12 protein-coding genes are annotated in these 25,818 nt (G+C 35.0%); 10 read left to right on the forward strand and 2 right to left on the reverse strand.

Going from position 1 to position 25,818, the window contains the following annotated elements:
* Positions 1-3,060: a ligand-binding sensor domain-containing protein gene (locus VB798_RS13855; RefSeq protein ID WP_323259278.1), complete on the reverse strand. Its 3,060-nt coding sequence runs from the start codon at positions 3,058-3,060 to the stop codon at positions 1-3.
* Positions 3,061-3,342: 282 nt separating this feature from the next.
* Here VB798_RS13855 and VB798_RS13860 point away from each other — a divergent pair, with 282 nt between their 5' ends.
* Entirely contained in the window at positions 3,343-5,790 is a 2,448-nt protein-coding gene (locus VB798_RS13860; RefSeq protein ID WP_323259279.1) for a glutaminase family protein, read from the forward strand.
* A gap of 111 nt (positions 5,791-5,901) precedes the next feature.
* On the opposite strand, the gene VB798_RS13865 is transcribed toward VB798_RS13860, so the two are convergent.
* Complete coding sequence (locus VB798_RS13865) at positions 5,902-6,957, reverse strand: glycoside hydrolase family 76 protein (protein WP_323259282.1); 1,056 nt, start codon at positions 6,955-6,957, stop codon at positions 5,902-5,904.
* 542 nt (positions 6,958-7,499) lie between these two features.
* Between VB798_RS13865 and VB798_RS13870 the strand changes: the two genes are divergently transcribed.
* From VB798_RS13870 to VB798_RS13910, 9 genes are all read left to right on the forward strand, one after another.
* Positions 7,500-11,333, forward strand: a complete 3,834-nt coding sequence (locus VB798_RS13870) for a PAS domain S-box protein (protein WP_323259284.1) — start codon at positions 7,500-7,502, stop codon at positions 11,331-11,333.
* Between the two features lie 269 nt (positions 11,334-11,602).
* Positions 11,603-13,189 carry a glycoside hydrolase family 32 protein gene (locus tag VB798_RS13875; RefSeq protein ID WP_323259285.1) on the forward strand — a complete coding sequence of 529 codons (1,587 nt, stop codon included), beginning with the start codon at positions 11,603-11,605 and terminating at the stop codon, positions 13,187-13,189.
* A gap of 247 nt (positions 13,190-13,436) precedes the next feature.
* Positions 13,437-16,133 (forward strand): substrate-binding domain-containing protein, encoded by a 2,697-nt coding sequence (locus VB798_RS13880; RefSeq protein WP_323259287.1) that lies wholly within the window; start codon positions 13,437-13,439, stop codon positions 16,131-16,133.
* 171 nt (positions 16,134-16,304) lie between these two features.
* Positions 16,305-17,648 carry a sugar porter family MFS transporter gene (locus VB798_RS13885; RefSeq protein WP_323259563.1) on the forward strand — a complete coding sequence of 448 codons (1,344 nt, stop codon included), beginning with the start codon at positions 16,305-16,307 and terminating at the stop codon, positions 17,646-17,648.
* Between the two features lie 34 nt (positions 17,649-17,682).
* A complete protein-coding gene (locus VB798_RS13890) occupies positions 17,683-18,591 on the forward strand; it encodes a carbohydrate kinase family protein (protein ID WP_323259289.1) in 909 nt (302 codons plus the stop codon).
* Between the two features lie 29 nt (positions 18,592-18,620).
* Entirely contained in the window at positions 18,621-21,761 is a 3,141-nt protein-coding gene (locus tag VB798_RS13895) for a SusC/RagA family TonB-linked outer membrane protein (RefSeq protein ID WP_323259291.1), read from the forward strand.
* 141 nt (positions 21,762-21,902) lie between these two features.
* The gene (locus VB798_RS13900; protein ID WP_323259293.1) at positions 21,903-23,609 is read left to right on the forward strand and encodes a RagB/SusD family nutrient uptake outer membrane protein; all 1,707 of its coding nucleotides are present in this window, start codon (positions 21,903-21,905) and stop codon (positions 23,607-23,609) included.
* 248 nt (positions 23,610-23,857) lie between these two features.
* Positions 23,858-24,118 (forward strand): hypothetical protein, encoded by a 261-nt coding sequence (locus VB798_RS13905; protein ID WP_323259295.1) that lies wholly within the window; start codon positions 23,858-23,860, stop codon positions 24,116-24,118.
* A gap of 127 nt (positions 24,119-24,245) precedes the next feature.
* On the forward strand, positions 24,246-25,811 hold the full coding sequence (locus VB798_RS13910) for a M61 family metallopeptidase (RefSeq protein ID WP_323259297.1): 1,566 nt from the start codon (positions 24,246-24,248) through the stop codon (positions 25,809-25,811).
* The last annotated feature ends 7 nt before the right edge of the window (positions 25,812-25,818 follow it).

Below are 25,818 nucleotides of genomic sequence, written 5' to 3' on the forward strand. Positions count from 1 at the left end.
TTAAGCTTTATTGGTTCTTTCAAGGGGCAATTGCAGCACAAAAACAATTGAGCCGTCGGCTGTTTCTTTCAAAAATAAATCGCCATGAAGTAATTCTGTCAGCGACCTAGCCAAAGCCAAGCCAATGCCAGTTCCTTCTTGTTTAGATTCTTTGAGGCGATAAAAAGGTTCAAAAATCTTTTCTTTCATCTCAAAAGGAATACTCAATCCATCATTTTCAAATTCAATAGTGATGTAATCTGCATTTTCCTGTAATGGCAAAAGACGAATCGCTACTTTCTTTTGCGCAAATTTGATGGCATTGCTAAAAAGATTACTGAAAATTTTGTTTAAAGCTTCTTCATCGACTAAAGCAAAAATATCATTTGGTGGATAATCAATGCTATACGCTAGTCTTCGTTTTTTAGTCAGCAAAGTGAAATTGCTATACGAATCTTTGAGCATTTCTGTGATATTTATTCGGATAAAATCTACCGTAAAACTTTTGGTTTCAACTTTCCTGAAATCCAGAATTTGGGTCACCAAAGCAATTAAACGATTGGTGTTTCTTTCCATCATCACCACGTCTTCTTTAATATCTGGATTTTCTTCAACTTGTTCTAAAAGATTTTCCACTGGCCCTTTTATCAAAGTAAGTGGTGTTCTGATTTCATGAGCCAAATTGGTGAAAAAATCGATTTTAGCTTCATAAATTTCCTTTGCTTTTTTATCATCAATGATGATTAAATAAGTTCTTAATAAATAGTAAATCAACGAAATTGTGATGATTCCATAACACAAATACGCCCAAATTGTAGCCCACCAAGGGGGTAAAATATTGATTATCAGAACCTTTTCTTCTTTACTCCAATTGCCATTAATATAAGCCTTTAAGTGGAAAGTATATTTTCTGGGTGCAAGATTGGTAAAATATACTTTACGATTGGGTTTGATGGCTGTCCATTCTTTATCTAAGCCTTTCATAAAATAACTGTACTCCGTCATTTCTGGCGAAATATAACTCAATGCGGCAAATTCTATATTGAAAGATGATTTATCATAAGGCAAAGTAATTTCATTGGTATAAATAATCGACTTTTTCAATAACGAATGCTGACCATCAATTTCCTGTTCTTTATTTTCTACGCTAAAACCTGTAATATAAATCGGAGCCGAACTAGATGTTTTTATAATATCATTCGAATTGAAAGTAATCATTCCTTTTACGCTACCAAAATACATTTTGCCATTGGCATCTTGGTAGCCAGAATTATAATTAAACTGGTCGGTTAATAAACCATTGTTTTTGGTATAAGTAACCATTTCTTTGGTTTTGGGATTGTAATTTACAAGCCCCTTAGCAGTGGAAATCCATAAATTATGCTGTTTGTCTTCTAATATTTTAAAGACAAAATTACTAGGTAAGCCTTCATTGGCTGTAATACTTGTCATTACTTTACGGTCTTTACTCAGCTTGCAGAGTCCGCCTCCTTCTGTAGAAAACCAAAGGCATTGCTGGCTGTCTTCGTATATAGCATTAATATCAATGTTGGTTAAGCTAACTTTACTATTTTTATGATGCTTGATGTGTCCTTTTTCATTCGTAATTGGATTGAAGTAAAAAACACCACCATGCGAACCCGCCCATATAGTATGTTCGTGGTCTTCAACAATACTCGAAACCCAAGTACCATTCGGTATAGATTTAATTGCCTCAAAACCATCGATATTAGGTTTATACTTATACATTCCATCGGCACTTCCTACATAAATATCGCCCGATTTAGTCTTTAAAAAACTAACGATAAAACTATGTCGAAAATCATTTTTGCCAGTACCAGCGTTATAATGGCGACGTACTTTTCCTGTTTTAATATCGAGTACGTCTAAACCATGTTCAAAAGTACCTATCCAAATATCATCTCCTGCCGCCAACAAACCGTGAATGTTAGAGTAAGAAATACTCGTTTTTTTACCCTTGGGTAAAAACTGAGTAATTGCTCCTGTTTTTGGATTGAATTTATTTAATCCAGCATCTTCTGTGCCAATCCAAATATTTCCGAAACGGTCTTCACAAATTTCTCTTACTGCATTTCCACTAATTGATTTTTTAGAATTATCGGCAAAATACTTCTGAAACAAGGCATTTTTCTTCGAATAATAATTAATTCCCCCAAAATAGGTACCTACCCAAATGCCGCCTTCTCTATCTTTACAAAGCGAGTAAGCAGCATTGTCTGATAAAGAGAATGGATCTAAAAACTTCTTTTTGAGGTTGGTGAAATGATTTGTACGTGTATCTAAAATAAAAATGCCTGATTCTGTAGCAAACCATAATTCATGCTCGGTATATTGCTTAATATCACGAACATGTACTTTTGTTTTATCAGGATTGGTACTCAGAACATCCACGTAAATAGCTGTGGGAACATTAAAGCGCTTAATTCCCTGGCTTGCTGTACCGATAAATAATGTTTTTTTATCCGAAAAATACATTGTGTGAATCCAATTAGAAGAGACTTTCGGCGAGTGATTAAATACATCATAAGTTGAAAATGTACCCGTTTGTTCATTAAATTTTTTCAACAGACCATTATTCGTGGATGCCCAGAGATTGCCTTCTTTATCTACTGCTAAGGATGTTGCTTCAAAGAAATCGTAGGTTGGAAAAGCCGTTAGTCGTTTTTTTTCAAAATTATATCGGCAAAGTGTTTGTCTGGAAATAAACCAAAGTTGATTTTTCCCATCTTGCTCAATTCCGTTTATTTCATCTACAGATTCAGATTTGATAAATCGAATCAATTGCTCTTTTTCATTATCAAAATAGTACAGCCCTTTAGTATTTCCAGTCCATAAAACGCCACGATGGTCGGTTTTCATGCAATGAACTAAATCTGGATTAAAAGTCTGTTTTCCTTCGGTAGTTTTGAAGGTTTTGAAGCGGTAGCCATCAAAACGATTTAGCCCGTCTTTTGTTCCGAACCAAAGAAAGCCATTTTTGTCTTGTGCGCTGCAATAAACTGTATTATTAGAAAGTCCATTTTCTACTTGATAATGCCTAAAAAAGTAAGATTGCGCCATACTTTTGTTCAGATAAAAAGACAAAATAAGGGTGACGCCTAGCAGAAATACGATATGTTGCTGTTTTTTCAAAAAGTATAAATTGAATCTGAGAATGAATGATTGCCTTTGTGACAATAAAGTTATGAAATAATAATACAAAGAATATAAAATGAAACATTATGGAGAAATAATGATACTTATTGAATTAAGTGTGGAAAATTGAAACGCTAATTTTGTAGCCATCTCTTCAATTCAGTTGTATAGATGCCCAACAACATTATTTTTCCAAATCATTTTAACATGAAAAAACTGATTTTATTCGGCTTGATATTGTGCAAAACAGCCTTTACGTTTGCCCAAAGTACTAAAGCCCCTGCTTATCCGCTCATTACGCATGACCCATATTTTAGTATTTGGTCGAATAGCGACAATTTGAATGCTTCGCCAACCAAACATTGGACGGGTACAGACCATTCTTTGATTGGAATGTTAAAAGTTGATGGACAAACTTACCGTTTTTTAGGTGCGCTAAGCACAAATTATAGCAGTATTTTACCAGCAGGTGATGAAGTAAATTATACAGCAAAATACACAGAAACAACGCCTTCAGAAGATTGGATGAATCCAAATTTTGATGATAAACAATGGAAAAACGGTTTAGCGCCTTTCGGTAATGTAAGAGGTACTTCAAAAACTTTATGGTTGACGAACGACATTTGGGTTCGTCGAGAATTCACCCTTGATAACCTAAATTTCAAAGAGCCGATTTTAAAATTACAACACGACGACGATGTAAAAGTATATCTGAATGGTGATTTGATTTACACCGCAGGTTGTTGTGCTGGAAAATTCCTTTACTTACCGATGTCCAACGAGATGAAAAGTAAGCTCAAAAAAGGTAAAAACGTTTTAGCAATTCACGTAAAAAACACTGGTGGTGAAGCCCTACTAGATGCTGGAATTGTGGAAAAAGCAATCAATCCTGCTGAAACGTCAATTCAATTGGCAACACAAAAAAGTGTAAAATTGAACGCAACACAAACCATTTATGAGTTTACTTGTGGCAAAACAGACCTTACACTTACGTTTACTTCGCCATTATTAATCAATGAACTCGATATTTTGGCTAGACCTGTTTCTTACATCAGTGCCAAAGTAAAAGCTAACGATGGCAAGCAACATGCAGTACAATTGTACTTGGGTGCTTCGACGGATATTGCTACTAACACGACTGCACAAGTAGTAAAAGCCGAAAAATATAACAGTAGTCATCTCAGTATTTTAAAAGCTGGAACGGAAGAGCAAGCCATTTTAAAGAAAAGAGGTGATGATCTTCGTATTGATTGGGGTTATATGTATGTAGCTACCAAAACGGGAGCGAATGTAAAACAATCTATTAGCAATACGCCTGTTAATCCATTTCAATCAACAGGAACGGAACTTTCATCAGGAAAGCGTTTGGTATTGAATACAATCGTTGACATGGGCAAAATTACTTCTTCTCAAAAAGAACAAGTAATCATGTTGGGTTACGACGATTTATATGCCATCCAATATTTTGGACAAAATCTTCGTCCTTGGTGGAATAATAATGGTACAACAAGTATCGAAAGTCAGCTAGATTTAGCGTCAAAAGAGTATGATTCAATCATCAAAAAATGTGAAGTAATAAACGCAACCATTTATAATGATGCTTTGAATGCTGGCGGAGAAAAATATGCCAAATTATGTGAATTGGCTTATCGTCAAAGTATTGCGGCACATAAATTATTGAAAAGTTCAACGGGAGAAACTTTGTTTTTATCGAAAGAAAATTTCAGTAATGGTTCTATCAATACAGTTGATGTTACTTATCCTTCGGCGCCACTTTTCTTGGCTTATAATCCAGAATTGATGAGAGGAATGTTAAATGGTATTTTCTATTACAGCGAAAGCGGCAAATGGGCAAAACCATTCCCAGCGCATGATTTAGGGACTTATCCATTAGCCAACGGACAAACTTATGGCGAAGACATGCCAGTTGAAGAATGTGGTAATATGATGATTTTAGCCGCCGCTATTTGTAAAGCAGAAGGCAACAACGATTATGCAAAAAAACATTGGGATGTCATGAAAATTTGGGCTGATTTCTTAACAAAAGAAGGTTTTGACCCAGCGAATCAATTGTGTACAGATGATTTTGCAGGACATTTAGCACGTAATATTAACCTTTCTGTCAAAGCCATTGTGGCCCTTGAAACGTTCACGCAATTAGCCAAAGAAATGGGCGAAACCGCTATTTACCAAAAGTATGATGCTATCACAAAAGGTTTTGTAACGAAGTGGATAGAAATGGCAAAAGATGGTGACCACTATGCTTTGACTTTCGATAAAAAAGGAACTTGGAGTCAAAAATATAATTTGGTTTGGGATAAAGTATTGAATTTGAATTACTTCCCGAAAGAAGTTTTTGATACTGAAGTAAAATACTATTTAACGAAACAAAATGAATTTGGTTTGCCACTTGATAGCAGAGCGACTTATACAAAATCAGACTGGGTAATTTGGACATCGGTATTAACTAACAATGACAAAGATTTTCAAGCTTTAGTCAACCCAATGTTTGAATATGCTGTTAAAACTAATTCAAGAGTACCGATTAGCGATTGGCACGAAACTAAAACGGGCAAAATGGTAGGTTTTCAGGCTAGAAGTGTTGTTGGCGGTTATTACATGAAAGTATTAGAACAAAAATTGAAAAATAAATAGAGAGGAATCAGTTTATGATGTCGTTTACTATTATCCAATTTAGCAATGGCATCGCATAAAAAAATGGAGCAAATTTGCTCCATTTTTTTATTTACAGCCAAAAACAATTTACTACTTTTCAGAAAGTCTCAATAAAATTTCAATCATTCCTGCTTGATTAACCAAATTGACAGCTTTGTTTTTTCCCATTAATCCTTGTGCATTCAAGTCGTTTGTTAAAGCAACATCTGTACAAGTTTTAAAAGCATTCAGGTATTTTTCATCTTTATCATATTTGTAAAGATGTTTAAATGCTCTCAACATCACTGCATTAAACCAATAATCATCTTTGAATTTTGGTTTTGCATAAAAAGTTTTTAAAGATGATTCCGCAATGGTTTTCGCTTCTATCAAGTACTTTTTATCTTTCGTGATTTCATATAAATAAACATTACTTTGAAGCATCGCACCAGTATTATAAGTATAAGCGTGCTTGTCAATCACATCGGTTTTGATGACTACATTATCATAAAAAATACCTTCTGGCGAACGCAACCTTTTGTTTGTCCAATCATAAAGATTTTCTGCCACCTTCAAATACTTTTTGTCTTTCGTAGCCTTGTACAATTGCAAAGCCAAAATAATACCCGGTGCATTCGAACAAGTATTTTTGGTTATTTTATCTACTTCACGCCAGTAAAGTCCACCACCAGCGGCTTCGTCGTAGCCCGTCATCATAAAATCGTAAATCATTATCGAGGTTTTCAAGTAATCTTTTCTCTTATTTCTTTCGTAAGCATCCATAAGAGCAATACCAACCCATTGGTTATCATCATAATAACGATCGCCACCGCCCAATTTCACCAAGTAAGAATCGTAGCCGCCGATTGAATTCTTTTCAGAATAATAGGCATTGATGGCGCTCATCACATCAGACATATAGTCTTTTTTAGGTTGTGCTTTTTCTAATTCATTCACTACTTGAATCATGCAACACAAACCCCATAAATGCGAAAACTTTCGTTCAAGGGTATCGACATCCGTATAGAGTTTTGCGTTTTTGTCATAAAATCGCTCTTGCACTTTTTCATATAAACTGAGTGCTTCTTGCTGATATTTTTGACTGTAAGCAATTTGATTAATCAATAATAAAGTGATGATAATAGTAAAGTGTTGTTTGATTTTCATCGTTTTTTTGTTTAGCGTAAATTAATTTTGGAATCCGAAAGTGGTTTCATTCAAGTATTTTGACTGTAAATAGTTGATAAATCCTTATTAGCCCTTGATTATCTTTCAGCTGAGAAATACCCTTTTGTCAATAAAAAATCTCAAAAAAGAATCAACCAGTGAGGAATAATAAAGCTAAAATCTCATGGAAAAAAGACGGGCATTTTCTAAGAAAAATGTGCTATCAAATTTGCGTAAAGTTTAAAAAACGATGAACAAATACTTTGGTGATATGTTTCATATTATATTCAAAATGACACAAAATAGATAATTTCAATTATTTATTTAACTTAATGAAGATTTGTTTCTGTAATTTCCCTTTGAAATACCTTTTTGATGGAAATACTGTTAGCCATTTTTCCATTAAGATTTTACGAAACAATCACGTACATTTGGCATTAAAGTGCTTTTAAAGCGAGATTTCCATCAATATTGAATAAATGAGCTAGCTCATAAAATACAAATCCTAACTACTTTATTAGATTATTTAACATTTCATCATTATGAATCTAGCATTTCCAAACAACATTTTTAAAGTTCTTCCTTCGCCATGCTTACTATTATCAATGGATGAAAAAGACTTTAAAATCATCGATATTAATGATGCTTATTTAAAAATGTGCGCTTTAGATAATGTTGATTTAATTGGAAAAAGCATTTTTGAGATACAAGGAACACAAGCTGAAATACGCTCATCACTTAGGCTTTCTTTAGCAAAAGTGGTTCAACAGAAAATACCTCATACAATTTCTGTTTCGCCAACGGCAGTGTTAAACAAAGAAGACCAATATTGGGAAATAACACATACTCCTATTTTGGAAGGCGAACAAGTACAATTCGTTATGCAAACGCTAGTGGATGTTAGTGAACGTGTTTTGCAGAAACAACAATTAGAACAGGCGAATGAAATCATTAGCAAAAACACTGAGCTACTGAATAAAGCTGAAGTCATTTCAAAATTTGGTACTTGGGAGTTAGATTTTAAAACGAATAAACTACATTGGTCAGACGGAGTCTATCGAATTTGTGGTTATGAGCCAAAAGCTTTTGAAGTAAATTTTGAAAGAGGTTTGGGCGTAATTCATCCAGAAGATAGATCAATGGCTATTGCAGCAATGGAAAGTGCCATGCAAACGGGGAAGGAGTACAGGGTTGAAAAAAGATTTCTTCTTGAAGACCAGACAATCAAACACATTATTTCGAGAGGAAGTTTGATTAAAAATCAAGAGGGGAAACCTATAAAATTATTTGGCGTTTTTCAAGATATTACTGATGAAAAAATTCAACAACTTGCCCTACAAAGAACCAAAGAAGAGCTTCATAAAATCATGCAATCGTCTTTGGATATGATTTGTACCATTGATATAGAAGGACGATTCATACAAGTAAGTGATGCTTCTTTCAAAATTTTAGGCTATAAACCTGAAGAATTGATAGGAAAACATTTTATCAATTATGTACACCCAGAAGATTGCAATCGAACAATAGAAAGAGAAAATATCATAAAAAGTGGTGTAGAAACAACAAATTTCCAGAACAGATATATTCATAAAGAAGGTTGGACAGTGCCAATTACTTGGTCGAGTACTTGGGACGAAATAGACCAACTTTATTACAGCGTTGCTAAAGACGCAACTGAAAAAAAAGCCAATGAATTAGCGTTGGTAGAATTGGTAAAACAATACAAACATCTTTTTGAAAACAATCCTGCTCCAATGTTTATTTGGGATTTCAAAACTCTTGAGATTGTGGATTGCAATGAAGTAGCCCATACCAAATATGGTTATACTCGTGAAGAATTTTTGGCATTAACCATCTTAGATTTAAGACCAATGTCTGAAATTCCAGAGATGTTTGAGGTCATATATAGCGAAGAAAGCTATAAGAGACTTTACAAGAAAACAAGAATTCATCAGACTAAAAATGGGGAACTCATAAAAGTTGAAGGCTTGGGACGTTTAATGGACTATCAAGGAAGACGAGTAGTTTTAGTACAAATAAATGATGTTACTGAAAAAGAGAACGTTTTACAAGAATTAAGAGATAATGAAATAAAACTGCGTGCAGCCACTAATATTGCTAAATTAGGTTACTGGCAAGTAAATATCAAAGAGCAAAGTCTGTATTGGTCAGATGAAGTATATGTTATTTGGGGACTTTCAAAACAATCATTTAAGGTTAATAACGAGTCGTTCTTACTTACTTTACAAGCAGAAGACAGAGCGCATTATATCGAGCAACAAGCCACTGCGTTGAAAGGAGAAAAAGACCTTGACATACAGTACCGCATTATTTTGCCAGATGGTTCGAGCAAATGGATTTATGAAATCGGGAAAATTATCAGAGATGAAGCTGGTAATCCACTCTTTTTAGAAGGAACGGTACAGGATATTACCGAATATCAAAATAGTCAAATCGCATTAAAAGAAAGAAATAAGTTTATTGAAACTGCTTTAGAAAACTTGCCGATAGGTATTGCAGTAAATAAAATAGATGAAGGAACAGCCACTTTGATGAACAAAAAGTTTAGTGAAATTTATGGCTGGACAAATGAAGATATTTTAGATATTACTACTTTCTTTGAAAAAATATATCCTGATGAAGCTTATAGAAAAGAAATAAGCGAACGCATTATGACGGATATTTTAAGTGGAGATAAGAGTAGAATGAGTTGGGAAGGAATAACCATCACTACTAAAACTGGTGAAAAACGCATTGTAAACGCCAAAAATATTCCGATTTACGAACAAAATTTGATGATTTCTACTGTGGTAGATGTTACTGATAAAGTGGAAGCTCAAAAATCTGTCATTGAAAGTAATGAAAGATACCAATTTGCTTCTAAAGCAACTTCTGATGCTATATGGGATTGGGATTTAGAAAATAATATTATTCTTTGGGGAGAAGGATACCGCAATATGTTTGGTCATGAACATGAATCTCCTACAACTATTTTAGACTCTTGGACTTGCTACCTTCATCCTGATGATAAGGACAGAGTCATTAAAAGTATCAACCTTTCTATTGAAGGTACTGGAAATAATTGGTACGATGAATACCGCTTTCAAAGAGCTGATGGCAAATATGCGCATGTGATTGATAAGGGATTCCTCATCAGAAATGAGCAAGGAAAAGGCATTAGAATGGTAGGTGCGATACAGGATATTACTTTACAAAAGGAAAGAGAACGCCAATTGAAATTGTTAGAGTCTGTCGTGGTAAATACAAATGATGCGGTAATGATTACCGAAGCAGAACCTTTTGATGAACCCGGACCAAGAATTTTGTATGTAAACGAAGCCTTTACCAGCATGACTGGCTATACTTCTGAAGAAGTAATAGGAAAAACGCCTCGTATTTTACAAGGTCCAAAATCTGATAGAGCAGAATTAGCTCGTTTAAGTAAGTCTTTGCGTAAATGGGAACCTTGCGAAATTACCACCATCAATTATAAGAAAAATGGAGAGGAATTCTGGATAAATTTCACTGTAATTCCAGTGGCAGACGAAACGGGTTGGTTTACTCATTGGATTTCCATTGAAAGAGATATTACCGAAATAAAATTAGCAGAAGAAGCTCAGAAACAACTTAAAAAATTAGAGTTGTCGTTGGAGAAAGAACGTGAAATGAACATCCTTAAAAATCGTTTCACAGCACTTGCTTCTCATGAATTCAGAACACCCATTGCGACCATTGTAAGTAGTATTGATATTCTGGATATTTATGTAAACATGATTGAAAATGAAACGCTTAAAGAAAAAACGAAGCAACATTTAAGCAAAATCGTGTTTCAGTCGAATCGTCTTACAGAAATGTTGAGAGATATTTTATTATTGGAAAAAACTAGCGTGAATCACGAAGAGTACAATGTTGAATCCATTGACATTATCCAATTGATTCATCATGTAAATAATCAATATTATATCGACCGAAAAGACGGTAGAAGTTTAGATTTAATATTGCCAGAAAAACACAGATTGATTACTTCTAATACTTCATTCTTGAACCATATCATCAGTAATTTGGTGAATAATGCTTTTAAGTATTCACCAAATGCTAAAAACCCAAGTTTAGAATTAGTTTTTGCTCAAGATACTTTCAACCTTATCATTACCGATTATGGAATTGGGATTCCTGTGGCTGATCAGGAGCATTTATTTGAACTGTTTTTCAGGGCGAATAATGTATTACAAATCGAAGGAACAGGCTTGGGGTTAACCATTACCAAAGAATTTACCAATATTTTAGGCGGACAAATTTCATTTATAAGTACCGAAGGGAAAGGCACTTCTTTTACCTTAACCTTCCCTTATGATGCCAAAACAAAAGCTTGTTAAGCTGCAAAATGTAGGGAATAAAAGGCAAGAGATTTATGGATGTAACATGAATTGAATTTTGGTAACATATTTAATAGTTTAATGTTTTGATGAATAGCTAATTTATTGATATTGAGCTAGTTGATTTTTGTATCAAAATTGGAATTTTTGGAAAGATTAGTACATCATTTAAAAAATATCTACCAGTAATTTTGAATCATAGAAAAGCACAAAGGTAAACTTTGGCATTCACTCACTATTTAAATGATGGAAAAATGATTTACATTAAAATGGCTAAACACATAAGCTTGCTTTGCATAGTCTTCGTTTTGTTTTTGACAACAGAAGGCTTTGGACAGCATCATGAAACATCAAAATTATACCAAGAACAACACAGACCTCAATTCCATTTTTCACCTGCCAAAGGCTGGATGAACGACCCCAACGGAATGTTTTTTTACGAAGGGGAGTATCATTTATTCTATCAACATTATCCTGATAAAACCGTTTGGGGACCAATGCACTGGGGACATGCAGTTAGTAAAAACTTAACACACTGGGAAAACCTACCTATTGCACTTTATCCTGATACTTTAGGCTATATTTTTTCAGGAAGTGCCGTGGTTGACTGGAAAAATACAAGTGGTTTTGGCATCAATAATCAACCACCACTAGTAGCTATTTTTACTTATCATAATATGGAAGGTGAAAAGGCTGGTAGAAATGATTTTGAAAATCAAGGAATTGCTTATAGTAACGATAAAGGACGCACTTGGACAAAATATTCAGGAAACCCAGTTGTTAAAAATACAGGAACACGTGATTTTAGAGACCCAAAAGTAATTTGGGATGAAGCTCATAATCAATGGGTAATGTCGCTTGCGGTACAAGATCATCATGAATTTTGGGTTTCTAAAAACTTGAAAGATTGGGAAAATACAGGAAGTTTTGGCAAAGAATGGGGTAATCACGGTGGCGTTTGGGAATGTGCAGATATGTTTCCGTTAAAAGATGGTAATGTTACCAAATGGGTTTTGATTGTAAACATTAATCCGGGCGGACCAAACGGTGGTTCAGGAACACAATACTTCGTGGGTGATTTTGATGGAAAAACTTTTATTCTTGACGAAGCCCTTAAGCCTTTTGTGAAAAATGGCAACGGACTTTGGTTGGATTATGGCAGAGATAATTATGCGGGCGTAACTTGGTCGGATATTCCAAAAGCTGATGGTAGAAGAATTTTAATCGGTTGGATGAGTAACTGGCAATATGCCAATATTGTTCCCACTGGAGCATGGAGAAGTGCCGCTACACTTCCCAGAGTATTAAACTTAAAATCAACTAGCCAAGGTTACAGAGTATCCGTTACGCCTGTTAAAGAACTTCAAGCTTTGAGAAATCCCACTAAAAAAGCTTTACAATTAAGTAATTTAACCTTTGCAGGTTCGCTAGATGTTACTTCAAAATTGAACTTTAAGCCAACTTTATCCGAACTAGAATTATCCTTTGAAAAACCACAAAAAGGGAAGGTAGAAGTAGAACTCTCAAACAGTAAAGGTGAAAAATATATCATTGGTTATGATAGTGAAAGTAATACTTTCTTTAGCGATAGAACCAAATCTGGTAAAATAGATTTTTCTGATACTTTTGCTCAAAAAGTACATCTTGCACCAAGATTAGCGAGCGACAAAATTATCAAATTACACGTTTATTTCGACGTATCATCAGCTGAGTTATTTGCAGATAATGGCGAAACAGTAATTACCGATATTTTCTTTCCGAATGAAGATTACACAAAAATGAAAATCAATACTTCTGAAAAAACTTTCAAAGTAAAGACCTTCAAAGTCTGGAATTTGAAAAGTACTTGGAAATAAGATTCCATTAATGTTGCGTACAACTAATAAGTTAAGAGTTGTGAATTGTGAGTGATGAATATAAAAATACAGGTATATATCACTTTAATTCATAGAATAACTTCGTTTATTTTATATAGAATACTTAGATAAACTACTGGATTAAAACCCAGTAGTTTATCTTTTTCTTGTTTATAAAGCTTTCGTATTTTAGCATTTTCATTGAAACAAAACTCAAAAATTTATACCATTTTATAACAGAAAACAGATGAGAAAAATCTATCAAATATTTGTAGCACTATCGATCATCTTGATGTTGTACGCTTGTAATAAGTCCGAAAAAAAGACCTTTCAAATTGGTTTTGCCCAATGTACCATGAACGATAATTGGCGTAAAACAATGGTAGAAGGAATGGAAAGTGAATTGGCTTTTCATAATAATATCGGGATGACTATCGCCAATGCAAACAGTAATAGTACTAGGCAAATCGCTCAGATTCAGCAATTTATTGATGACAAAGTAGATTTAATCATCGTTACACCCAATGAAGCCAAACCACTGACGGCTATTATTGAAAAAGCATTCGATGCAGGAATTCCTGTGGTTATCGTTGACCGAAAAACTACTTCTGAAAAATATACGGCTTTTGTTGGTGCAGATAACAAACTCATCGGACAAAATGCTGGGATTTATGCAAACATCATCCTGAAAGGACAAGGAACAATTTTTGAAGTAGGCGAAGGTGCAAAAACGTCTCCGACGATAGACAGACACCAAGGTTTTCTGAAAATAATCAATAAGAATCCTCAATTAAAATTGGTGAAATCACTCTTTTCTGCAAGACAACCACAGTATTTCCAAGAAGAAATTCGGGCTTTTCTAAGTCAGCATCCTAAAGTCGATTTGATTTATGCTCACAATGATAGATTAGCTCACGCCATCGCAAACGTATGTAAAAGCTTGGGTTTGAACAAAAAAATCATTGGTGTTGATGGTTTGTATGGTGCAAATCAAGGCATTGATTTGGTGAGGAAAGGCATTATTTCTGCAACCATTTTATATCCTACTGGCGGAGAAGAAGCCATCAAAACGGCTGTTAAAATTTTGACAAAACAACCTTTTGAAAAGGAAAATCAATTATTTACAACCATCATCAATGCCGAAAACGTAGGCATTATGTTGGCTCAATACCAAAAAATCAAAGAACAACAAGACGACATTAAACGACAAGCTAGTAAAATAATAGAGTTGACTCGTATCTTTTCAACCCAACAAAATACACTTTATTTAACCGTTATTTTCTTGCTGGTGGTTATTTCTCTAGGAGGAATTTTATTCTATCTTTTACGAGAAAAACAGAAATCGAATCAAGTTTTAGCCAACCAAAATCGTGCGATTTTGGAACAAAAAGATGAAATAGAACGAATTTCGCAACTTGCCCGACAAGCTACAGAAGATAAATTACGTTTTTACTCTTATATCTCGCACGAATTTCGCACGCCTTTGAGTTTGATTTTAACGCCTACGGAAGATATTTTACATCGTAAATCGGTTGATGCAAAAGAAACCAAAAATGCGCTTCAATTAATTTATAAAAATGCCAACAGATTACTCCGCTTGGTTGATCAACTGCTAGAATTAAGAAAAGTTGATGCAGGCAAAATGGAATTGGAAGTAAGTCAACAAGATTTGGTAGCTTTTGTGAAAGACATCGTTTCCGATTTTAATGTAAAAGCAAAAACACAACATATCGACTTACAATTTATTTGTCCATTTGCACAAATGCCATTCGGTTTCGATGCTGAAAAATTGGATAAAGTACTCTTCAATATTATTTCAAATGCCTTTAAATACACGCCAGTTGGTGGTTTAATTCACGTGTCGCTCTTAAAAAATATTGAGAAAATAGAGATTTTGATTTCGGATAATGGCATCGGGATGAGTAAAGAAGAAAAAGAGCGAGCTTTCGATTTATTTTATCGTGGAAATCAGAATATTTCTTTGGGAACAGGTTTGGGTTTGGCACTTTCTCGTGAATTCGTTTCGCTTCATCAAGGTGATATAGAAGTAGAATCTGAAAAAGGGAAAGGAACAACTTTTAAAATTATTTTGCCCTATGTTGAATGTCAAAGTATTGAAAAAGAGTCGGTTAAAGAAAATGCTTATTTACGTGAAAGTGTTGAACCAATTACACCAATATTCGCAAATAATTCTGTTGTTCATGATAATACAATTGTATTGATTGAAGATAATCAAGATTTAAACCAATTTTTAACCCAAAAGTTAAGAATCGCTTATAATACTGTTCCCGTAGAAAGTGCGGAAAAAGGCTGGGAAGAAATTCTGAATAATATTCCAGATTTAATCATTAGTGATGTGATGTTGCCAGAAATGGATGGATTTTCGTTGACCCAAAAAATCAAAAATGATTTCCGTACTTCGCATATTCCTGTGATTTTACTGACCGCCAAAGGACAAATGGAAAGCCAAATTGAAGGAGCAAAAGCTGGAGCAGACGCTTATATTTCAAAACCGTTTAATCAGCAATTATTAGAAGAAAAAATCAAAGGACTTTTAGAAAACCGAGATAGAATGCGTCGCCGTTTTTCTAGCGAAATCACCAATCCTAGTCAAATTCAAAAAACAGAACGTAAATTTTTAGTAGAATTTGAATTACTTATTGAAAAAAATCTGAACGATAGCTCTTTATCAGTAGAGAAATTAAGTAAAGAATTGGGAATGTCGAGAGTACAATTATTCCGTAAAATTTCTGCTTTGACGAATAAAAATGTTACCGATTATATAGCAGATTTTAAATTATTAAAAGCCAAAGCACTGTTGAAAGAAACCGATAAAACCATTGCCGAAGTAGCTTACGAAACAGGCTTTAACAACCCAAGTTATTTCACTACTTTCTTTAAACAAAAAACCAATCAAACGCCATCAGAATGGCGAAATTCTTGATGTAACATTTATTAAAATGCTGTATCAAATTTAATGATTCAATTATTTTAAATATGCTTAAATTCTTGATTGTCAAATATTTAAAACAATGTATCAAATTAAATACTCTTTGAAAGAATACTGACAGCCCTTCGTTATCCTAAGTACTAATTTTGGTTCATCAAAAAACTTATACCAAAAGTTAACATGAATCAAAATATTAAAATATTCTTGTGGGCATTATCCGCAGCTTTAGGAGGATTTCTCTTCGGATTCGACACCGCAGTAATTTCAGGCGTAGAGCAAACGCTTCAAAAACTATGGAATCTTAGCGTAGTTGAACACGGCGTTACGGTTTCAATCGCTTTAATAGGAACAGTTTTAGGCTCTTTAATCGGTGGAATTCCAGCCGAAAAATACGGAAGAAGAACAACCTTATTATTAGTAGCGATTCTTTATTTACTTTCTTCTTTAGGAACGGCTTACGCACCCAACTGGAGTATCTTTTTGGTGTTTAGATTTCTTGGCGGATTAGGCGTTGGGGTTTCTTCGGTGGTAGCACCCATGTATATTTCAGAAATTGCACCTGCACACAAAAGAGGTCGTTTGGTTGCCATGTTCCAATTCAATGTAGTATTCGGAATTTTGATTGCTTATCTTTCAAATTACTTGTTGGTTGATATTGGCGAAAACGCTTGGCGTTGGATGTTGGGTGTACAAGCATTTCCATCAGTACTATTTTTAGTGACGGTTTTAGTTATTCCAGAAAGTCCAAGATGGCTAATTTTGAAAAAAGGAGCTGTTGATACCGCTAGAAAAATCTTAGCAACCATTGATGCCGCCACTGCGGAAGACATTATTGAAGCCATTCAAAGTCAGGCAAAAGGTCACTCTTCAAATAGCTTTACCAATTTATTCAAACCAGCGTATAGCAAACCAGTTATGTTGGCGGTATTGTTCGCAGTTTTTAACCAAGTGTCTGGAATCAACGCCATTATTTACTTTGCGCCACGTATTTTTGAAATGGCAGGTTTAGGAAAAGATTCAGCGCTTTTATCATCGGCTGGAATTGGTTTAATCAATCTTGTTTCAACACTTGTTGGTATCTCATTGATTGATAAATTTGGTAGAAAAGTATTGATGTTTTGGGGTTCTTTAGGATTGATTACTTCGTTAGTTTTGGTTGCTCAAGCATTTTTTAGTGGCAATATCGGCATCAATGTTTCTTTCTATCTATTCATCTTTATTGCCTTTTTTGGTTTCTCACAAGGGGCTGTTATTTGGGTATTTATCTCAGAAATTTTCCCGAACGAAGTACGTGCTTATGGACAAGCATTAGGCAGTTTCACGCACTGGATTTTAGCCGCTATCATCACTTTTACTTTTCCTTATATCGCCGAAACTTTTGGAGGTGGAATCACTTTTACTTTCTTCGCTTCGATGATGATTTTACAATTATTATTCGTCTGGAAAGTAATGCCTGAAACCAAAGGAACTTCTTTGGAAGGAATGGAAAGAGCAGTAGTGCTTCATTAAGCAATAAAACCTTAACCTTAAAACAATTGAAAGAATGACCAATCCAACTATCATTTGCTTTGGCGAAATGCTCTGGGATGTGCTTCCCACTGGCAAACAAGCGGGTGGAGCGCCCATGAATGTAGCTGTTCAACTAAAAAATTTAGGACTTAACCCAAGCGTAATTAGCCGTGTTGGCGATGATGAACTAGGGGAAGAATTGATACAATTTATCACTGAAAAAGGTTTGTCAACCGAGCTTGTTCAACATGGAAAAACCCACTTGACAGGTGTTGTAAAAGCCAATGTAAGTGATGAAAATGAGGTAACGTATAAAATTGTGCATCCCGTTGCTTGGGATTATATCCAAGTAGAAGATAGTTTAATTGAAGCTGTTGAAAATTCAGATGTATTCATTTTTGGGAGTTTATCTGCTCGCAGTGAACAAACGGCTCAAACCTTGAATACTCTTTTGTCAAAAGCTAAATTCAAAGTATTTGATGTGAATCTCAGAACGCCATTTTACACACCTGAACTCGTCTTTTCTTATTTAAAAATAGCCAATATGGTGAAAATGAATGAGCAAGAACTCGGTCAAATTGCTACTTGGTGCGAAGAATCTACGGAATTAGAAATTGCGATGCAAGCAATCGCCAAACGATTTGACATTCAAACACTTTGTGTGACACTCGGAGCCGACGGTGCAATTCTTTTGAAAGATGGTATTTTTTATCAAAACGAAGGCTTTCCGGTAACTGTAAAAGATACAATAGGTAGCGGAGATGCCTTTTTAGCAGGTTTACTCAAGAATTTATTAGCCAACAATAGTCCTACAGAAAGTTTACAATTCGCCTGTGCTATGGGTTCGTTAGTAGCTACTTATCAAGGTGCTACTCCCAACATTAATGAAAACGAAGTAAAAACAATGATTGAAGCGCACTTAAACTCTTTTTCTAACATATAAAATAACCTTTTTAATTAAACAATTTCAACATGAAAAACTATTTACTCAGCATCACCATGCTGTTTATTACTACCCACTTTGCCTTTGCTCAGCAAAGAACAATAACGGGAAAAGTAATCGCAGCCGAATCGAACGAAGTCCTTATTGGGGCAAACATTCTAGTAACGGGAACATCAAAAGGTGTCACAAGTAATGCAGACGGTACTTTTACATTGACTGTACCTGAAAGTGCTACTTCATTATCAGTTTCTTACGTAGGTTACAACAGCAAAGAAGTTTCAATCAAAGGTCTTAGCAATATCGTGATTTCACTTACTGCTGGGAAGGAATTGAGTGAAGTAGTGGTAGTAGGTTATACTTCTTCTAAAAAGCAAGATTTAACAGGAGCAGTAGCCGTAGTGGATATGAAACCGTTAAAAAATATCAGCTCAGGTAACCCGATGCAATCTTTGCAAGGTCGTGTGGCTGGTTTGTACATTGAAAAAGACGGCTCACCAAATGGTTCAAATAGCAGAATCTTAATTCGTGGGGCAAATACTTTAGGAAATAATGACCCATTGTATATCATCGACGGAATTCCTACTACTCGTCCAGAAGTATTCCAAAACATCAGTCCTACCAACATTGAATCAGTACAAGTATTGAAAGATGCTTCTGCGGAATCAATTTATGGAGCTAGAGCTTCTAACGGTGTAATTATCGTTACGACAAAAAATGGCGGAAATACCAACGGAAAAGTTGAATTCCAATTCAATAGTAGCGTTTCTGTCCAGTCTGAAAAAGCAATGCGTTTTAAAATGTTGAATGCAGTTGACAGAGGAAAAGCACTTTGGCAAGCTTCAGTAAACGATGGACAAGACCCTGCTGCTGGTTATGGAGAAATCTATAATTTCGACTGGAATAAAAGCTTTACTAATCCAATTTTGAATGGTGTTTCGGTAAAACCATTCGTTGGTGGCGACCCAAATACTCCTGCTGGCGATACAGATTGGCAAGATGTAATGTATAAAACAGGCATTGTTACAAGAAATGATTTTACGATTTCAACAGGAAATAAGGCATCTTCAATTGAAGTAAACTTTGGTCAATTGAAAAACACAGGTATGTTGAAATTTACCAATTATGACCGTATTAATGGAAGTATCAACGCCATTACTCGTGCTTTTGATGACAAATTAAAAATTGGTCTTAGTTTGCGTATTGCCAATTCAAATGAAACTTTAACTTCAACCGATTTGGGTGGTGCTAGTACAACAGGTTTAGCGGTTACGCTTGTACCAACTATTCCAGTGTATCAAAAAGATGGCGTTACTTATGCGGGAGCTTCTGGCGGTGGATATTCTGATAGAAATAACCCATTGCACATGCAAGACATTGCAAAATGGAACAATGCGAATCGTTTAAGTACTTTCGGAAATATTTTTATTGAAGTTCAACCGATTAAAAACTTGTTTTTCAAAAGTAATATTGGTGCAGATGATTCAAGATATTTGAACAAAGTAATAACGCCAACCTTCTCGGAAGGAGCTTTCAACCGTACTACAAACAGTTTACTTTTTGATCAAAACCATTTTATCAGTACTACGTGGTCGAATACTTTGCGTTACAACTGGGATTTGAATACTGACCATCACTTCAAATTTTTGGTAGGAACAGAATACATCAAAACAGATTTAGATTTCCAAGCTACTAAAAAAGAAGGTTATGCTTTGCAAACAGAAGATTACTTTACCTTGAATGCTGGTACTGGAAATACAACAGTATCTGGTGGTTCTACGGGCCATCGTTTGTTTTCACAGTTTGGACGTGTAGATTATAATTTAGAAGATAAGTATTTATTAGCATTAACGATTCGTCGTGACGGTTCGTCTCGTTTTGGTACTGATAACCGATATGGTATTTTCCCAGCGGCATCTTTTGGATGGAGACTTGACCAAGAGAATTTCATGAGAAGTAGCAAATTGTTCTCTGAGCTAAAAGCAAGAGTAGGAGTAGGGCGTGTGGGTAACCAACAAATTGGAGATTTGGCTCGTTTTGGTTTGTTTGACACAAGATATGGAACTACGCAAGCACAATTATCTGGCGGTTTCTGGGAGCAGTATATGAATATCGGAACGGCATACTCTTTGTCGGGTGCTAATACAGGAACTTTGCCTTCTGGTTTTGTACAAACACAAGCAGCGAACTCTGCTTTGAAATGGGAAAGTACAGAAGAAATCAACGCTGGTGTTGACTTTGCTTTCTTAAACAATAAAATTTCTGGTTCATTCGATTATTTCTCTCGTAAAACATCAGGTATTTTAATTACTCCTCCTGTAGCTTCTGCTTTAGGTGAAGGACAATCGAAAGCAGTAAACGGAGCATCAAAATCTAACAAAGGTTGGGAATTTGTATTGGGTTATCACGGAGAAATTGAAAATGGATTGAAGTATAATGTAACGGCAAACTTTGCACATTTCAGAGATAAAATCACTGATTTACCAGAAAATGTTCGTCCAGCTTATGCAGGGAACTTGGTTAATACTATCATCGGACATTCGCAATTTGATATTTTTGGATATAAAACAAACGGACTTTTCCAATCGCAAGCTGAAGTAGATGCAGCACCAACACAAGTGGGAGCTGGTCCAGGTAGAATTCGTTATGTAGATATTAACAGTGATGGAAAAATTGACGACTTAGACAGAACTTGGATTGGAACTACACTTCCAACACTTGAATATGGTTTAAGAATTGATGCTTCTTACAAAAACTTTGACATCGCCATTTTTGGTTCAGGAGTAGCAGGTAGAACTGGTTTTGATGTTTATACTTTGTTCAACAACTTGATGAAAGGCAGAGAAAACGTTGGTCCGGGAGTATTCAATGGTTGGACACCTCAAAATACCAACACAACTGTTCCAGCTTTAACTTTGAAGGACAATAACAATGAAGGACGTACTTCTGATTACTTCATGGTAAATACTTCTTACTTCAAATTACGTAATATCCAATTGGGTTATACGCTTCCAACAAAAACGGTTTTCTCAAGACTTCGTTTATTTGTAATGGCTGAAAACTTATTCTGGATTAAAAGTAGTAGCTACCAAAGTCCAGACCCAGAACGCATAGACCTTGGTCCAGTACCAATTCCACAAACGTTCACATTTGGTGTAAATGCGTCATTCTAGGCATTCGGCTATCTGCTATCGGATGTCAGCTTTTCTTGATAAATGATTAGCATTAATACTATTCAAAAGTAGTTGTTGTATAAATTTTAAAGCTGAAAGCTGACTACCGAAGTCCGACAGCTTTTAAAACAGATTCAAAAAATGAAAAAGAAGATATTTTCCCTCATATTAGTTACAGGCTTACTTTCTTTAAATGCTTGTAAAGATGCCCTTGAATACACGCCAACGGGTGTGTTATCATCCTCAGATTTAACTTCTCCAACAGCCATAGATGGCTTGGTTACTTCTGCTTATGCGGCAATTGGTAATGGCGACATGATTGGTCCAATCTATAGCAATTGGGTTTATGGAAGTGTTCGTTCAGACGATGCCTACAAAGGTGGTGGTGGAACGGGCGACGTTGGCGAAATTGATGCTTTAGAGCATTATAACTTGGTTACACCAACAATGGGTTCGTTTGTAACACGTACTTGGCAAAACCTTTTTAAGTCAATTTCAAGATGTAATGTAGCTTTGCGTGCGGTGAATACGCTTTCTGAAACGAGTTATCCAAATAAAAAGATTCGTTTGGCAGAATTACGTTTCTTAAGAGCGCACAGTTACTTCACGATGAAACTTTTGTACAAAAACATTCCAATTTTTGATGAAACAGCTACGGAAGCAGACATTTTAAAAGTGTCAAATACTTTGACTAATGATGAATCTTGGAATAAAATTGCGGCTGATTTTCAATTTGCGATTGATAATTTACCTGTAAATCAAGCTGAAATTGGAAGAGCAAACAAAGTAGCGGCACAAGCGTATTTGGCAAAATTAAAATTGTATCAAGCTTATGAGCAAGACAGTAATCATAAAGTAACGACTATTAATAAAACGAGATTGCAAGAAGTAGTGAATTTAACGCAAGCTGTGATTTCATCAGGAAAGTACAGTTTGAGTAACGATATTGCTGATAATTTTGTACCTGAAACTGAAAATGGTCCAGAATCAATTTTTGCGATTCAGTTTACAATCAATGATGGAACAACTGCTGGTCGTTTGAGTTTCGAAGATGGTTTAAATTACCCACACGGAGCACCACAATATGGCTGTTGCGGTTTTCATGCACCAAGCCAAAACTTGGTCAATGCACACACAACTGATGAAAATGGTTTGCCAAAATTTGATACTTTTAATACGGGTAATGTAGATTTAGCAAGTGCAACTGTTGACCCACGTCTTGACCATACAGTTGGTATCGACGGACATCCATACAAGTATGATAACACAAAACCTTTTAGTAATAGCTGGGTGCGTGATGCAGGTGTTTATGGAAATTTTCACTCGATGCGTTTCCAACAATTAGCGACAAGCGGTTCATACTTCAAATTAGGTCCATTTATGGGAACTGCCAAAAACTATGATATTCTTCGTTATGATGATATTCTATTGATTCAAGCAGAAGCGTATATTGAATTAGGGCAGCAAGATAAAGCCTTGCCTATCATCAATCAAATCAGGAAAAGAGCCTCAGAAAGTACTGGTAGATTGAAAAAAGCTGATGGCACTTTTGCATCAAAATACAATGTAAAACAGTATTCAACAACGGGTTGGACACAAGATTTTGCTCGTAAAGCTTTGCAATGGGAGCGTCGTTTAGAGTTTGCGACAGAAGGTTCACGTTTCTTTGATTTAGTACGTTGGGGCATTGCAGAACCAACGTTAAATGCCTATATCAATGTAGAGAAAACAAAAAGAACTTACTTGGCAACAGCGAAATTTACCGCAGGAAGAGATGAGTATTTACCGATTCCACAAGCTGAAATTACTTTCACTAACGGTTTGTACAAACAAAATCCAGGGTATTAAGCGTGATGAATTGTGAATTATGAGTTGCCGATGCTGCACTTTAAAATGCTGATATACAGTAATTAATATTTGAATAAATTGGGTTATTATTGCAAAAAAGATAGTCTCGTAAGGGCTATCTTTTTTCTTGTTCTAGGAAAATCTAAAGAAGTAATCTGTACAGTTTTATTTGTCGTAAATAGCTGATCATTAAAAACTTGAAACACTAATTTATATCACTATTTATAAATCACTACTTAAATCGTAAATTGCACCAGAATTTAATCATCATTATGGAAGAAAAAGCATTTGTCCCAGCCATCCTTACAGCACAATGGAAAACCCTTCAAAGAGGGCGAAATGCAAAATTTAGGTCGGGCAGATTCAGAGATTCAATGATGAAACATTTATCCTTACAAGAGTCCCAAGTAAATACTTTTTACGCCATTATCAACGGTAAAAAACCCATCGAAACAGGTTATATAAAATACGCAATGGATTTAATGAAGAATTGCCTTTTGATTAAATAGCCCTCACCCCTGAGTTAAGTATAATTACCTGAATTTTAAAGACTCCTTTGCTATTCAAGAATAATGATGAATATTTGATGATTAAACCAACCTAAATTCATCTTCTTCAACAAGGCTTTTTATCGAAATGAAAAAAACTAACACATTCCTAAAATTTATTTCACTCATATTGTTAATCTTCTCTTCAACAATTTCTCTTACTGTTGAGGCTCAAAACAAAAAAACCTTAGCTTATACATTATCAATGCCTCAACCTGAAAATCATACTTTTCATATAGAATTGAAAGCAAATGGCTGGTCGCAAGATACTTTATCGTTGAAAATGCCCAAATGGATGCCGGGCTATTATCAGATAATGGATTATGCCAAATCGGTAGAAAACATTTCCGCAAAAGACCAACAAGGCAAAAAAATTAGCATTGTACAAAGCAATGAAAATACTTGGAAGCTTACTGGTGCTAAAAACAAAGCTTTTACAGTTAGCTATGACATCAAAACGAAAAGGCAATTTGTAGCGAATAGTTATTTAGACAGTGAACATGCTTACGTAATCTGTACGAATACCTTTTTTTATATTGATGGATTTTTGAATACTCCCGTTAGCATAAAGGTTTTAACCAATCAACCAAAGCATATTATTGCTACAGGTTTAGATAAAGTAGCCGGGAAAAGTAATGAATTCACAGCGCCAGATTTTGATATTTTGTATGATTGTCCCTTACTCATTGGGGAACTAGAATCCTTGCCTAGTTTTAAAGTAAAGGGTATTAATCATCAATTTATTGCCTATAAAATGGGTACTTTCAACCGTGAATTATTCAATGAAAATCTTGAAAAAATTGTCGGTTCAGCAGTGAAAATCATGGGTGATATTCCATACAATGAATATACTTTTATCGGAATTGGACCGGGAAGGGGAGGAATCGAGCATTTGAATAATACAACTGTTAGTTTTGACGGAACTGGACTGACAACCACCGCTTCGATGGGACAAGTAATGAATTTTCTAGCGCATGAGTACTTCCATCATTATAATGTAAAACGCATTCGTCCTTTTGAATTAGGCCCTTTTGATTACGACAAAGGAAGCAGAAGTAATTTACTTTGGATAAGTGAAGGCTTGACGGTTTATTACGAATATTTGGTTGTAAAAAGAGCGGGTTTGATGGATGAAAAAACGCTTTTCAATAATTTAGAACATAATATTAATGCTGTAGAAAATAACAATGGTCGCTTCTATCAATCGTTGAGTCAGGCGAGTTATAATACTTGGAAAGATGGCCCTTTTGGTACGCAAGGCGAAGAAGTTGGTAAAACAATTTCATATTACGACAAAGGACCTTTAGTAGGATTATTATTAGATTTCGCTATCAGAAATGCTAGTCAGAATACGAAATCATTGGATGATGTGATGCGCTTACTTTACTGGCAATATTACAAAAAACAGAATCGTGGCTTTACTGATGCTGAATTCCAGACTGCTTGTGAACAAGCTGCTGGTGCATCCTTAGCAAATGTTTTTGAATACATTAATACGACCAAAGAGTTGGATTATCGTAAATATTTAGCCTTTGCTGGACTAGGCATTAAAGAAGAAATTGAATTGAATGGAAAAAGAAAAATAAGCATTGCAAGATTAGAAAAGCCAACGCCATTACAAGAACAAATCTTAAAATCTTGGTTAGGAGAATAATGATTTT

Origin of the sequence: Arcicella lustrica, assembly GCF_034930985.1 — a bacterium.
Lineage (GTDB): Bacteria > Bacteroidota > Bacteroidia > Cytophagales > Spirosomataceae > Arcicella > Arcicella lustrica.